At 68.7% G+C, this 14,258-nt stretch carries 9 protein-coding genes and 3 pseudogenes; 8 read left to right on the forward strand and 4 right to left on the reverse strand.

Going from position 1 to position 14,258, the window contains the following annotated elements; genetic code table 11:
* Nucleotides 1–155 precede the first annotated feature (155 nt).
* Nucleotides 156–338, forward strand: a pseudogene (locus ACIRD7_RS37080) (transposase); the annotation flags it as partial.
* 440 nt (nt 339–778) lie between these two features.
* Nucleotides 779–1,033, forward strand: coding sequence for a hypothetical protein (locus ACIRD7_RS37085; RefSeq protein ID WP_403460477.1), 255 nt, complete (start codon nt 779–781; stop codon nt 1,031–1,033).
* A gap of 1,191 nt (nt 1,034–2,224) precedes the next feature.
* On the opposite strand, the pseudogene ACIRD7_RS37090 reads toward ACIRD7_RS37085, so the two are convergent.
* The 3 genes and pseudogenes from ACIRD7_RS37090 to ACIRD7_RS37100 form a co-directional block, all read right to left on the reverse strand.
* Nucleotides 2,225–2,717: pseudogene (locus ACIRD7_RS37090) on the reverse strand (helix-turn-helix domain-containing protein); the annotation flags it as partial.
* 57 nt (nt 2,718–2,774) lie between these two features.
* Nucleotides 2,775–3,272 (reverse strand): NACHT domain-containing protein, encoded by a 498-nt coding sequence (locus tag ACIRD7_RS37095; protein ID WP_403460479.1) that lies wholly within the window; start codon nt 3,270–3,272, stop codon nt 2,775–2,777.
* A 357-nt stretch (nt 3,273–3,629) separates the two neighbouring features.
* Nucleotides 3,630–5,948: a PAS domain S-box protein gene (locus ACIRD7_RS37100; RefSeq protein WP_403460301.1), complete on the reverse strand. Its 2,319-nt coding sequence runs from the start codon at nt 5,946–5,948 to the stop codon at nt 3,630–3,632.
* A gap of 186 nt (nt 5,949–6,134) precedes the next feature.
* Between ACIRD7_RS37100 and ACIRD7_RS37105 the strand changes: the two genes are divergently transcribed.
* On the forward strand, nt 6,135–6,341 hold the full coding sequence (locus ACIRD7_RS37105; RefSeq protein WP_403460302.1) for a hypothetical protein: 207 nt from the start codon (nt 6,135–6,137) through the stop codon (nt 6,339–6,341).
* A gap of 56 nt (nt 6,342–6,397) precedes the next feature.
* Here ACIRD7_RS37105 and ACIRD7_RS37110 read toward each other — a convergent pair.
* A pseudogene (locus ACIRD7_RS37110) lies at nt 6,398–6,651 on the reverse strand (ArsR/SmtB family transcription factor); the annotation flags it as partial.
* A gap of 808 nt (nt 6,652–7,459) precedes the next feature.
* On the opposite strand from ACIRD7_RS37110, the gene ACIRD7_RS37115 reads away from it, so the two are divergent.
* The 5 genes from ACIRD7_RS37115 (at nt 7,460) to ACIRD7_RS37135 (ending at nt 13,744) form a co-directional block, all read left to right on the forward strand.
* Nucleotides 7,460–9,727, forward strand: coding sequence for a M4 family metallopeptidase (locus ACIRD7_RS37115; protein ID WP_403460303.1), 2,268 nt, complete (start codon nt 7,460–7,462; stop codon nt 9,725–9,727).
* Nucleotides 9,728–9,951: 224 nt separating this feature from the next.
* Nucleotides 9,952–10,320 carry a hypothetical protein gene (locus tag ACIRD7_RS37120; protein ID WP_403460306.1) on the forward strand — a complete coding sequence of 123 codons (369 nt, stop codon included), beginning with the start codon at nt 9,952–9,954 and terminating at the stop codon, nt 10,318–10,320.
* Between the two features lie 467 nt (nt 10,321–10,787).
* The gene (locus tag ACIRD7_RS37125; protein WP_403460308.1) at nt 10,788–12,257 is read left to right on the forward strand and encodes a S8 family serine peptidase; all 1,470 of its coding nucleotides are present in this window, start codon (nt 10,788–10,790) and stop codon (nt 12,255–12,257) included.
* Between the two features lie 11 nt (nt 12,258–12,268).
* Nucleotides 12,269–12,631 carry a hypothetical protein gene (locus tag ACIRD7_RS37130; RefSeq protein ID WP_403460309.1) on the forward strand — a complete coding sequence of 121 codons (363 nt, stop codon included), beginning with the start codon at nt 12,269–12,271 and terminating at the stop codon, nt 12,629–12,631.
* A 114-nt stretch (nt 12,632–12,745) separates the two neighbouring features.
* A complete protein-coding gene (locus tag ACIRD7_RS37135) occupies nt 12,746–13,744 on the forward strand; it encodes an endonuclease/exonuclease/phosphatase family protein (protein ID WP_403460310.1) in 999 nt (332 codons plus the stop codon).
* Nucleotides 13,745–14,258: the final 514 nt, after the last annotated feature.

The raw sequence follows: 14,258 nt of genomic DNA on the forward strand, positions 1-14,258 counted from the left end.
TGTGGCCCGGCCCCCCCCCCCCCCCCCCCCCCCCCCCCCCCCGCCCCCGGCGCGCGGGGGGGGGGGGGGGGGGGGGGGGGGGGGGAGGGGGAGCACTTCGACGCCACGGCGCTCGGTTTTGTGGACTAGGGTCCGTCTTCAAAGATCATCGGCTGGTGGATCATGGTGGGGGGATACGGCGCCATGAACTCACTGATCGTGAGTGGGAGTTACTCGCTCCCCTCATACCGCGGGCCGCGACAGGCCGCCTGCGCGTGGGGGACCGGCAGGTCGTCAACGGGATGGTCTACAAGATCCGCACCGGGATCTCCTGGCGCGACCTGCCGGAACGCTACGGCCCACGGCAGACGGTCTACACCCGCTTTCGCCGCTACGCCCTGGACGGCGTGTTCACCCGGGCTCTCCAGCAGATCCAGGCCCCGCGCGCACGCGGTCGGCGACATCGACCGGCTCGTGCAGATCGACTCCACCATCGTCCGCGCCCACCAGCACGCCGCCGCGACGGGGCGAAAAGGGGGGATCCACCGTCCGGACGAACCGGACGATCACGCCCTCGGTCGATCCCGAGGCGGACTGACCACCAAAGTCCACCTCGCCCGCGACGGCCGCGGCCGCCCCCTCGCCATCCTGCTGACACCCGGCCACCGCCACGACAGCATCTGCGCACGCCCCCCTGGAACGGACCCGGGTCCCACGCACCGGCCCCGGCCACCTCCGCTGCCGACCCGACCAGGTCGTCGCCGACAAGGCCTACAGCTCCCGCGGCTTCCGCGCCTACCTGCGCAAACGCGGCAATCGCGTGCACCATCCCCGAGAAAGGCGACCAGCAGCGACACCGCCACAACCGCGGCCGCCACGGGGGCAGGCCACCGGTATTCGACCGGCAGATCACCGCCGACGCAACATCGCCGAACGCTGCTTCAACCGGCTCGAAGACTTCCGTGGCATCGCCACCCGATACCACAAGACCGCCACCTCCTACGAAGCAGCGGTCAGTCCCGCGTCATTCCTCCTCTGGGAAAGATCCGTTTGAAGACGGACCCCAATCGTGAGCACAAAGCGGAGAGGGGTGACCCGCATGTCTCGTGGTTGGTATCCCAACAGCGGGGGCTTGGGCCGGTCCTGCGGGCGGGCTCACCCGCGTGGATGCGCACGATGAGCATCACAACGCGCGAGTGTGCATGGTGAGTCCATGAACACAACACCTCACCCCAAAAAGGTCGTTTCTCGGATTCCGCGAGTACTCGCGGTGGGCGCCGCCGTGGGCATCGCGTGCGCGGCAGGAGTGGCAACTGCCACCTCCGCCGTGGCAGCGACACCCGCTGCACACGTCGCCACCAAGGGCTCTCCAGCCTACGGTGGTGGCGATGACGGCGAGCACTTCCAGTGCGGCAACGGTCTCCTGCCCATTCTCAACTTCTGCAACTGACGCACAGCCGACGGCGGTTCTCTCAAAACCGCGCACGGTGAGGCCTACTTACTCCCGGCTCTGGGCGGGAATCAGCGGCAGCTCGTTTTCCTCGCCTGTCGGTCGGGGTAAGGGGTCTCTCTGAAGGAAAAGTAAAGGTCCGCGATAAACCTGCCTCACGCTACCCGAGGCAGGCCCTCCGTTAAGTGATCATACGTGCCGAGAGTGCTCTTGGCCTGCAACGACGTGACCTTCTTCAAAGGGGGCAAGTCGTCGCAGGAAAGGAGCACTCTTCGGCGCGGGTATTTCCGTTCGTAGCCACGAACGAGGCGTAGACGCTGGTCAGCGATGTCCAGGGGACGGGGATACGGACTTCCGGGGCCAAAGGACGCAGCGGTAGCAGTGTGGTCGGCACCGGATTGTGTCAGTGGCCCGGTCTCGTCGACCGTCCGCCTCGACCCGGGCAGAGGTGCTGCCCTCGCGGTGTTCTATGGTCCGCTGCCTGCACCGGCTGGGGGGGCGGCAGCGCTGGCCGGCCTGGCGCGGCCCGTGGGGCAATCCGTGCGTAGTCCGCTCCGCAGAAGGTCCTACGGATGAGTCGGGCTGGGCGGAAGCCCTGAGCGCCTCTCCCCGCCCCGCAGCTGCTGCCTGGTCACCGCTCACCGACCGCGCCGCCGCTCATCCCGAGGTGGCGCAGCGTAGCCTGCACTGCCTGCTGCCGGCACTGCATGTTGACGCACTGCTGCGTACCATCTGCGCGAGCCGGGATCCGCCGGTGAAGAGACCGACCTGCCGTAGATCATTACGGCGGTCGTGGTTTGTCCGGTCGGCCGCGCGGCCGAGGACCTGGTGGCCACCGCCGTCGGGGATGTGGCCGAGTTTCTCGACGTCGATGTGGACCAGGTCGCCGGGCCGGGAGCGTTCGTAACGGCGGACCGGTTCGCCGGGCGCGGTCACAGGCGGCCAGTGCGGGCAGGCCGTGCCGGACAAGGATGCGATGGGCGGTGGAGGCGGCGATGCCGGTGCGGGCGGCGAGCCGCACTGGTCCGATGCGATGTTCGCGGCGCATCGCGCGACCCGTTCGTCAAGGGCGTCCGGGGGTGCGGTAGGGCTGGTGGTGCGGGCGGCTGGAACGGTCCTGCATCCCGGCGGGCCCGTGCTTGCGGTAGCGGTCTGCCCAGCGGGCGGCGGTGGTGTGGCTGACCTGGAATTGTCCCGCAGCCCGCCGCAACGGCCATCCGTCGGCCACGACACACCGGGCTACACGCAGCCTGCCGGTCGGGGTCAGCGGGGCATTACGGTGGGGCATGAGGGCCTCCCGCGGTCGGGCGTAGACGTCGCAATCCACACCGAACCCAGAAGACCCTCACCTGTTCAAGCACCCAGCACGCGTGTCACCAACGTCCAGGGACAGCACAGCTAGGGCCTCGTAGTGCCGGGTGCGGCAGGTCAGGATGAGGGGCCCAGCGTCACGGCTTTGTTGGTAGGCGTTGAGGGCGCTCACGACGGCGATGGCGCGGGTCGCCTCGGCGTCGGGGGAGCCCGTCGAGGGCCAGGGGTCCATCTCGTCCAGGCCGTCCAGGACCGGCAGGACGAGGTGGTGGCGGACAAGGCCGGCAGCCAGCTCCACGGGCCAGTCGTAGGCCTCGGTCAGCCGCTGCTGCAGCAGCTCGGACAGGGGCTGGCGCTCGGTGTCCCACAGGGACAGCGGGATGCGGATCGATACGGGGTCGCCCTCGTTGCGGCCATCGGTGAGAGCCAGCAGGAGTTCCAAGGCCAGGACGGCCTTGCCCGCCCCGGCGGCGCCGGTGACGACCAGGCCGAGCGGCTGGATTGAACGGTAGTAGGTGACGATGCGCGGCAGCGTCGCCGGGCCCGGTCCACCGCGCGCCCAGGCGCCCGACGGCCGGCGCGGTGGCCGGGCGGATCGCGCCGGGGTTCAGGATGTAGGTGAGGTTGATGCGCCGATTATCGTCGCCCAGCAGCTGCCGCCATACCGCGCTCTCCCCGGCCTCGACCTGCTTGGCCAGCGTCGCCTCCCAGCCACGGGCAAGCTTGGCGTCATCGCCCTCGACCGGCTTGCGTAGCGCCACAACCGCAGCCACGAGGCCGGCCATGCCCAACGGGGAGACCCAGTACAGCTGCAGTATCGCCGGGCTGCAGACCACCGTGGATGGTCTGCCGGACCGCGTACATGTGCGGGATGCTGGGGTTTCGCCGGTCACAGCCGGAGGACGAACCAGGTGGTCTTCCCCTGCTCATCGGGGCGGACGCCCCAGTTGTCGGCGATGGTGTCGACGAGGATGAGGCCGCGTCCGGATTCCTCGTCCTGGTCGGCCAGCCGTGGCTGGGGCAGGTGCGGGCTGAGGTCGCTGATCTCGACGGCGAGTTCGGTGGCGGTGCGGCGCAGGTGGAGGACGACAGGGCCTTCCGCGTGCTGGACGGCGTTGGTGAGGACCTCGGAGACCAGCAGTCTCGCGTCCTCGGCTTTGTGGGCGCATCCCCAGGAGGTGAGGGTCTCGACTGCGAAGGAGCGGCCCGTGAAGACCGCGGAAGCGGTGGCCGGTAGTTCTGTAAAGGCGATGTCCAGTGGGGCGGCGGGGAGCTGGGCCAGAAGGAGGGTGACGTCGTCGTCGTGGCCCTCGGCGTCGGGCAGCAGCGCGGCGAGTACGTGGTCGGCGGCATCCTCAAGGCCGCTGGAGAGTGTGAAGGCGTCCTCGAGGGCAGTGGTGAGCTTGTCGATCTGGTACTCGATGTCGCTGCCGGGGGTTTCGACCAGGCCGTCGGTGTACAGCACGAGGGCGGCGCCGGGTGGGATGGCCGCGCTGGACTGCTGGTAGAGGATGTCGCCGACGCCGAGAGGGGCGTTCACCGGCGTGGACAGTCGGCTGACGCCGCCGCCGGGGGTGGCGACGAGGGTGGGCAGGTGGCCGGCGGAGCACAGGGTGACGGATCCGGCGTCCGGGGCGATGACCAGGTAGCAGCAGGTGACCAACTGGTCGGGGACATCGAGGTCGGCGACGACCGCGTCGAGAGCCTGCATGAGCTGACGGGGCTGCATTCCGGTCTTGGCCAGGGCATGGGCGGCGGAGCGCAACTGGCCCATCACGGAGGCCGCTTCCAGACCTCGGCCCATCACATCGCCGATGAGTACACCGACCCGGCCGGCGCCGAGCGGGATCAGATCGAACCAGTCGCCGCCCACGCCGGCGCCCTGGGTCGCGGGCCGGTAGCGGCTGGCGGCGGCCAGGCCGGGGATGGCAGGCGGGGTGCCCATGAGGCTGCGCTGGAGGGTGAGGGCGATGTGCTTCTGCTGCCTGTACAACTCGGTGAGTTCGGCCTCGGCGCGCTTGCGGTCGCTGATGTCACGGACGATGGCGCAGGCACCGACGACCGTTCCGGTGGCGTCCCGGGTCGGCCACAGGGTGACGTCGACGTCGAGCATGGCACCGGTGCTGGTGACCCGTAGAGTTTCGAAATGCTCGATCTTCTCGTCCTGCTGAAGCCGCTCCAGCAGCTGGACGATCTCGTCCTTGCGCTCCGGCGTGGCCAGCATGGACACGTGCTGCCCGACGGCTTCCTCGGATGTGTAGCCGTACAGCCTCTGGGCGGCGGTGTTCCAGTACGTGATGCGCCCGTCGAGCGTCTTGGCGAGGATGGCATCCTGAGAGGACTCGACCAGGGCGGCGAGCTCGGTGATACGCGCCTCGGCGGCCTTGCGTTCGCTGACGTCGCGGACGGCGGCGGAGACGAGGAGCCCGTCAGCCGTCTCCAGGGGGCTGAGGCTGATCTCGACGGGGAACTCGCTGCCGTCCTTGCGCAGTCCGTGCAGTTCGAGCCCGGCCCCCATCGGCCGCACCTGCCGGGTGGCGGCATAGCCGTCCCGGTGCCGGGTGTGGTGGGTCTGGAACCGCTTGGGCACCAGCAACTCGACTGGACGGCCGAGGAGTTCATCGCGCCGGTAGCCGAAGAGGGCTTCGGTCTGGGCGTTGACGAGTTTGATGGTTCCCCTGTCGTCCACGATCACCATCGCGTCCGGGGCCGCCTCCAGCAGTGCCCGGAACCGTTCCTCGGCGGCCTTGCGCTCGCTGACGTCGCGGACGGCGGCGGAGACGAGGAGCCCGTCAGCCGTCTCCAGGGGGCTGAGGCTGATCTCGACGGGGAACTCGCTGCCGTCCTTGCGCAGTCCGTGCAGTTCGAGCCCGGCTCCCATGGGGCGCACCTGCCGGGTGGTGGCGTATCCGTCGCGATGGGTGGCGTGGTGGGCGTGGAATCGGCTGGGGATGAGGACCTCGACGGGGTGGCCGAGGAGTTCGTCGCGCCGGTAGCCGAAGAGGGCTTCGGTCTGGGCGTTGACGAGTTTGATGGTTCCCCTGTCGTCCACGATCACCATCGCGTCCGGGGCCGCTTCCAACAGCCCCCGAAACCGGTCCTCGACTGTTCCGGGCGTGCTCGCGCGGCTCGTGGCGCCGCGTCGGCGGCTGGCCTGCGCGGCAGGTCCTCGTCTGCCGGTCGACCCTGATGTGATCGCGTCGTTCATGGCGGCCCCAACTGACTGGCAGGTTGCGGTGAGTCGGGCCATCCCAGCGCATCCCGGTCGTGCCCGCCCTGGTCTGCCCCTTACTGGCCCCGAGACGGCCGCACCTGCCTGCTTGCGACCGGACGCCGCCCCTGTCTGGCGAAAACGAGGGGGAACGCGATGCCGCCGGTCGAAATCGTCCGACGCGTGTTCGTCCCATACCGGCGGTTGCTGTTCACCGAGATCCTGGACCAGCCGGATGCCGAGGCGCAGAGCGGCCGGGAGACCCGAGTGGTGTGCCTGCGCCGAGCCATCACCGAGAGCAAGAGCAAGCGGCTCATCCGCACCCTGGAACCCGTCGACAACCCCCTGGCCGGCGAAGAGAAGCAGGAAGTTGCAGTCCCTCAGCAGTGACGTGCGGCCACTGTCGAATCCCGTCGGGGGCCGGAATCCACCTATTAGGCCGATAGCTAATCAGTCGCATCGCCGTCGCCGTGCAGGAAGCTTTCCAGGCTGGGGGTCAGGCCCGCCGCCTGTCCGGGCGCAAGCCGGTGCCGGACGTCATAGCCCTCGCGGCGGCGCTCCAGCAAGCGCCCGCGTCCGCCAGCACCCTCAGGTGCGTGGAGCAGGCGGCCTCGCTGACGCCGACGAGCGGGGCCAACTCCTGCGTGCCGCACGGGTGTTCGGCGAGAAGTCGCAGGGTGCGCAGCCGGGTGTCGTCGGCACCTGGCGCTGATGCGCGAAACGGCATGTCCACGAGTTCCCAGTCGGTGTTCCTGGGCGCGAAGCACTTCTTGAACTCGCGCTTGACGTCGTACTTGGCGTCCTGCCGAGGTGTCGTCCTGGTGAGCCATGGCCCGCGCGGATCGGTGGAGTTGCCGTTCTGGACATAGACGTACGAGAGCTTGCCCCGCTTGCCCCATGTCTTCATCCACTGGTTGATGGCTTCGTGGGCTGGCGAGTATTCCATGCGGCCCGCCGGCCTGTCGGTGGTGAGACGGGGCCGCCGACCGGAGCGTCAGGAGGGGCCTCCAGCGGGCTCGAGCCAGTGCGGGCACACGGGCGGCCGTGTGGACGCGCGCTGTTCCTGCCGGGACAGGCGCCGCACGAAGGCAGGCTCGTACGGGTCTCTCACGCGTCGATGCCCACCCGCGGGCTCGTACGGGTTCTCTCGAGTCGACACCAACTCCGGCGGGGGAAGGGCCTGTTCCAGTCCAGTCGCCCAGTCCTGGAAGTCTGTCATGTGCGGGTGAGGCCGAAAACCTTCGCTCTCCGTGCCGGTTTGCCTGACTTGCATGGTCATTTTGAGCCGTCAAGTTGGCAGTCGCATGACAACTCGGCAGGCACGGTGTCACTCTTCTGCAGAAGTTCACTGCTTCTTGACGTGTTCACCACACGGTGCCACCGCGTTCCCTCCACCCCCCACCTCCTTCCACCCGCATGCCGTGCAGCGCATCGGACCGGCGTACCCCGCCGCTCCATCTCGTCCACGGTCCCCACCTCGGGCCACCGCCGTACTGAAGGAGAACCCGTTGTCCCTGCGACACCGCACTCTCAACCGGCGCAGACGCGCCGCCGCTGTCGCCCTCACCTCCGTAGGGGCCCTGTTGGCCCTGGCCGCCCCCGGTCTGGCTGCCGCGGTGCCGGCCGACCCGGCTCCCGCGAAGATCACCGCGAAACCCCGTGCAGGCGCCGCCCAGACCTCTCTGACACCCGTCGGCCGCACCGCCCTGATCAAGACCGCCCAGTCGGCGGCGGCCGGCACGGCGGAGCGGATCGGGCTCGGGGGCAACGAGAAGCTCGTCGTCAAGGACGTCATCAAGGACGCCGACGGCACCACGCACACCCGTTACGAACGCACCTACGCCGGATTGCCCGTCCTCGGCGGCGACCTCGTCGTCCATGACAAGAGCGGTCGTACGACCGTCACCTGGGCGAACAGGGCCAACCTCTCGCTGTCCTCCCTCACCCCAAGGATCACGGCCGCCGACGCCGGCGGCAAGGCACTGGACGTGTCGAAGAAGTCCGAGGTCAAGGGCTCCGAGACGGAGCGGGCGCCTCGGCTCGTGGTGTGGGCCGGCAGCGGCAAGCCCGTACTGGCCTGGGAGACCCTCGTCGAGGGCGTCCAGGAGGACGGCACCCCCAGCGAACTCCAGGTGGTCACCGACGCCGCCACCGGCAAGCAGCTCCTGGCCGCCGAGAAGGTCCACACCGGCTCCGGCACGGGCCAGTACGTCGGCGAGGTCCCGCTCGGCACCAGCCAGTCCGGATCCACGTACCAGCTCGTCGACCCCGACCGCGCGGGGCAGAAGACGTACGACCTCAACCAGGGCACCTCGGGCACGGGCACGCTGTTCACGGACGACAACGATGTCTGGGGTGACGGCCAGCCCTCCAACCGCCAGACCGCCGGCGTCGACGTGGCCTTCGGCGCCGCGGCCACCTGGGACTACTACAAGGAGGCCCACGGCCGCAACGGCATCCGCAACGACGGCGTCGCCGCCTACAGCCGCGCCCACTACGGAAACAACTACGTCAACGCCTTCTGGCAGGACTCCTGCTTCTGCATGACGTACGGCGACGGCTCGGGCAACACCCACCCGCTGACCGCACTCGACGTGGCCGCCCACGAGATGAGCCACGGAGTCACCGCCGCCACGGCGGGCCTGGTGTACTCCGGCGAGTCCGGCGGACTCAACGAGGCCACCTCCGACATCTTCGCCGCCGCCGTGGAGTTCTACGAGGACCTCCCCGCCGACCCCGCGGACTACCTGGTCGGCGAGAAGATCGACATCAACGGTGACGGCACCCCACTGCGCTACATGGACAAGCCCTCCAAGGACGGTAACTCCCGCGACAGTTGGAGCTCCACCCTGGGCAGCATCGACGTCCACTACTCCTCGGGCCCCGCGAACCACTTCTTCTACCTGCTCTCCGAGGGCAGCGGCGCCAAGACCGTCAACGGCGTGTCCTACGACAGCCCTACGTACGACGGACAGCCCGTCACCGGCATCGGCATCCAGAACGCCGCCGCGATCTGGTACCGCGCGCTGACGACATACATGACCTCCACGACCAACTACGCCGGCGCCCGCACCGCCACCCTGGCGGCCGCCGCGGACCTGTTCGGTGCCTACAGCCCGACCTACCTCGCCGTCGCCGACGCCTGGGCCGGCATCAACGTCGGCAACCGCATCGCCCTCGGCGTCAACCTCGCCCCGACCGCCGACCAGATCAGCGGCGTCAACCAGGAGGTCAATCTCCAACTGGACGCCTACACCACCAACTCCGGAGCCTCCCTCACCTACGAGGCCACCGGGCTGCCGGAGGGCCTGAGTGTCAGCCCGAGCGGACTGATCAGCGGCACACCGACCACCCTCGGCACCAGTGACGTCACCATCACGGTCACCGACAGCACCGGGGCCACCGCTACAGACACCTTCAGCTGGCAGATCGCCTACGTCTACGCCAACGCCACCCGCGTGGACATCCCCGACAACGGGGCCGCCGTCGAATCCCCGGTGACCATCACCGGCCGCGACGGCAACGCCTCGGCCACCACCGCGGTCCACGTCAACATCATCCACACCTACCGCGGTGACCTGACCGTTGACCTCGTCGGCCCGAACGGCACCGTGTACTCCCTGCTCAACCGCAGCGGCGGCTCCGCCGACAACGTCGACCAGACCTTCACGGTCGACGCCTCCGCCCAGCCGCTCAACGGCACGTGGAAGCTGCGCGTGCAGGACCGGGCATCCATCGACGTCGGATACATCGCCCGCTGGACGTTGACCCCTTGATCCCCTGAGACCCTGACACATCGACGGAACAGCGCCGCCGCTCAGGCCCCTCGGGACCCGGGCGGCGGCGTGACGTCCCCCTCGGATCCCAGTCAGCGTTCGGGAGCCGAGGCTCGTCGGGCCGTTTCCTCTCTCGGGGGCCGTGACTTGCCCTGGATGCCGCCCCATTGGTTCAGGAAGTGCGACATGCCGACCTCGCCGTTGTAGTAGGCGGGCTGACCGCGGTGGGAGCATACGACCACGCGGCCGGTGGCTGGTCCCGGTTCATCGCCGAAGTGGTCCGCCTGTCTCCCGGCATGGAGCGGGGCATCCGTGAAGGGCTTCGCGCAGCCGACGAGCAGGATCGGTTCCTTGTCGAACTGATGGACGCGTTCGGAGCTACGAAGAGCGCGGAATTGCGACTAGCAGAGTGGCGGTGTGACTTCGGCCAAGCGGTAACGGCCGCCAGCGAGATCACCGACATCGATCCGCGGGAAGCAGTCGACTATGCGGACGGGGACTGCGCGAAGGTGCTCGGCTACCTGATCGACGACTGGGGGAATGGGGGAGCGCCTACCGGGCAGCGCAAGGCACCCAGGAGACACTACGCGTAGTAGGGCAACCGGACTAGGCCGCGCCGTCCTGGTGACGGGAGCCCCGCGTCGGGGAAGCGCTCTTCAGCCTCTCGGCACACCACCTCACGGCGCCGACGTGCCGCACACGTATGTGGCCAGGGCCTCCACACCCAACCCACCCGGCGCACTTCGTCTTCGCGAGCCGGGCGTTGTCGGATCGCATTGTCGGGCAGGGAGGCGCTGCCCGCCTCCCTGGAGACCTTAAAAGGTGAACTACTGGCTTTTGTGCGACATTGATGTTTTGTGGAGGTAATCGGATTCTCGGCGTGCGGCGTGTGTAGCGCGCGGCCCCGAACGAGGGCTGAACACGGTACTCACACGACGCCGGCTGCTGTGCAGCACATATCCCCAGGTGGAACGAGGTGACAGATGTGAACGCGTCGTATCCGAAAGGAAGCCCGAACGGAAGCCCGAACGGAGCCCAGAGATTCCTCAGCAAGCCGAAGATGCCGAAGCTGGACAACGGTCTGCCCAGCATCGTCTACGCCCAGGCCTCACCCCGCTCGATCGGAGGGACCTCGCTCTTCGAAGCCGGAGCCGCCACCGTGCGTACGGCGCAGTCGGTCCAGTCGGAGGTCCGCTTGGTGGAGCAGGCGGCGCAGAAACTGCGTGCGGCCGGGTTCACGGTGTTCCGCGAGGCCGGGCGCGGCCGAGGCGGCCCGGCCGAACTCGCGCCGGAGGCGACACTCAACATATCCGGGCCTCCCGACCTTTACGAGCGTGCCTTCCACTGCTCGCTGCAGCCCGAGGAGCGACCGGTGCTCAAGGAGCAACAGAGGGAAGATCTCGCCACGTTCGTGGAATGCCCCCAGACCGACATGCCGGGGTTCATCGACACGGCGGACACCGACTTCTCCAACGTCCTGGAGGGGGTCGCCCTCGAGGAGCCCCGATTCTTCTTCGCCACCGCGCTGGCACCGACTGCGGACTACTGGCACCTGGACGTCCCAGGCGACGTATCGCTGGGCTGCAACGCCGACCAGGCCCATCGCGGCGGCGTCACCGGCAAGAACGTCAAGGTGGTCATGACCGACTCGGGCCACTTCGCGCACCCGTTCTTCTCGGCGCGCGGATACCGGGTGAGGCCCGTGGAGTTGGGGCCGGGCGCCACCGCGCCGGCCGACGACGAGAGCGGGCACGGCACCGCCGAATCCGCCAACATCTTCGCCGTCGCGCCGGACGTGGACTTCACGATGGTCAAGATGAGCTTCTTCAACTCCATCGGGGCCTTCAACAGGGCCGTTGCGCTGAACCCGCACGTGATCAGCAACAGCTGGGGCTCGAACAAGCGGTTCGCCAGTGAGTTCAGTGCGGCGGACCTGGCGCTGTCCGCCGCAATCGCCGTGGCCGTCGCCAGCGGCATCACCGTGGTCTTCTCCGCGGGCAACGGCCAATTCGGCTTTCCCGGCCAGCACCCCGACGTCATCTCCGCAGGTGGGGTCTTCATGTCGCCCGAGGGAGCCCTGAGAGCATCGGACTACTCCAGCGGCTTCGCCAGTGAAATCTTCCTCGGCCGCAATTCGCCCGACCTGTGCGGTCTCGTCGGCATGCGGCCCAAGGCCGCCTACATCATGCTTCCGGTCCAGCCGAACGACGACATCGACCGCGACCTCGCCGGGAACAACCATCCCCACGGCGACGAGACCCTGGCCGACGACGGCTGGGCAGCCATCAGCGGGACCTCCGCCGCCGCTCCCCAGATCGCCGGTGTCTGCGCACTGGTGAAGCAGGCCGCCCCCCAGCTGAACCCGGCTCAGGTCCGGGACATCCTGCGCAGCACGGCCCGTGATGTGGCCGCAGGCCGCTGCTTCCTCCGGGAAGGCATGGGGCACTTCGCCGTCCCGGGACCCGACCTGGCGACCGGAACGGGCCTTGTCGACGCGCAGGCTGCCGTCACCGCCGCCCGCCAGCAGTAGCGGCATCCGCCGTGTCCGAGGGCCGACAGCAGGACCTCCTGTCCGCGCTGGTCATCCTTCGTCCGGGAGGGGAAGAGAAGCCCGCCGTTGGCGAGCTGACCGCCGACCGCGTCCACCGGCTCGTCCCCTCCCCGGACGTCGTCCGGACAGTCTGTCGCTGGTTCACAGCACGGGGCTTCGAGGTCGGTGACGCAGTAGGCATCTCCTTCGCACTCACCGGACCGCGATCCCTGTTCCACGTCACCTTCGGTCTTTCGGAGGGTGTCCCTCGACCAGAGGCGCTCAACGCCGACGCCCTGCCCGGGGACGTGGCCCGGCACATCAGCGAGATCACCTTCGCCGCGCCCCCGGATTTCGGCCCGGCCCATCCATGAGAACTCCGAGGCGCCCGCAGTCCACATCCCCGATCCCCACCCCGCTGCTGTGGACCAGTGGGTCATGAACCGCGCCGTGTGTCTCGACCACGGCACTACACACGGGAGGAACCTGTGACACAGATACGGATAGCGACGTTCAACCTGGAGAACTTCGACGAGCCGGCCCCGGGCGTGCTCCCGTTGCTGGCCGACCGGATCGCGCTGATGAAGCCTCAGATCACCCGGCTGCGGGCGGACATCGCCTGTTTCCAGGAAGTGCACGGTCAGGAACGTCCCGGCCAGCCCCGTGACCTGCTCGCACTGAAAGAGCTGCTGGCCGGAACCAACCTCGACGGCGCGTCGCTGACCAGCACCAAGCCCGCGAACGACGCGGTCTTCGACCTGCGCAACCTGGTCATAGCCACCCACCTGCCGGTCATCAAGCACCAGCAGCTGAAGAACGACCTGGTCAATGAGCCGCGCTACCAACGGCTCACCGCGAAACCCCCTGACACCGGACCGGTCGCGATCGGCATCGAGCGCCCGATCCTGCACGCGCAGATCGACATCGACCACGCGGCCCCCGGCCGTGTGCTGCACATCATCAACGTGCATCTCAAGTCCAAACTCCCGAGCGACATCCCCGGGCAACTCACCGGCCCCCACGGGGATATCTGGAGCAGCGCCGACAGTTGGGCCGAGGGCAGTTTCCTGTCGTCCATGAAGCGCATGAGTCAGGCCCTGGAAGTCAGACGGCTCATCGACCAGATCCTCGACGACGACCCGGAGGCGCGCGTCATCGTCGCCGGTGACTTCAACGCCGAGCCCGAAGAGGTACCGGTCCTGGCCATCTGCGGCAACGTCGAGGACACCAACAACGGCGACCTCGCCAGCCGGGTCCTGGTCCCCATCGAGCACACGATCCCCAACGAGGCCCGCTACACCCTCTTCCACCACGGCCGGGGCCAGATGATCGACCACATGCTCGTCACCCGCAACCTTCTCGCCCACTACCGCGGCTCGGAGATCCACAACGAGATCCTCCACGACGACTCCATCGCCTTCGCCACCGACATCAAGTATCCCGAGTCCGACCACGCCCCGGTGGTGGCCACCTTCGACTTCGACTGAGGCCACGTGGCGGCGGGGACTTGCGCCGACCCGGCGCCGCCGATGTGCACGGCCGCTTCGCCCGCTGGGCGGCCGACGGCACTCGACCGGCTCCTGGCTGCGGCCGAGACACGGGCCGAGGTGGGGTGGCTGGTCGCGTTCGACCCCACGATCGTCAGAGCTCACCAGCACGCCGCCGCCCAAGGGAGCGCGAACAGCGTGGTCTTGGACGCTCCCGCTGACCACCAAGGTTCACCTGATCTGCGACAGACGCGGCCGGCCGTTGGCCTTCACCGTCACGGCCGGCGCGCGCAACGACTGCACCCAGGCCCAAGCCGTCACCGACGCGATCCGGGTCGCCCGGCTCGGACCGGGACGATCCCGCCGGCGGCCGAACGGGTCGTGGCCGACAAGGGCTGCTCGGTCGGCTCCTTCCGCGCCTACCGGCGCAGAAGGAGGAATCAAAGCGACCGTCCCCGAACATGTCGGCCAACTTGCAGGCCGGGTCGCCGCTGCGAACGCCCCTGCGGCTTCG

Origin of the sequence: Streptomyces sp. NPDC093568, from assembly GCF_044764945.1 — a bacterium.
Lineage (GTDB): Bacteria > Actinomycetota > Actinomycetes > Streptomycetales > Streptomycetaceae > Streptomyces.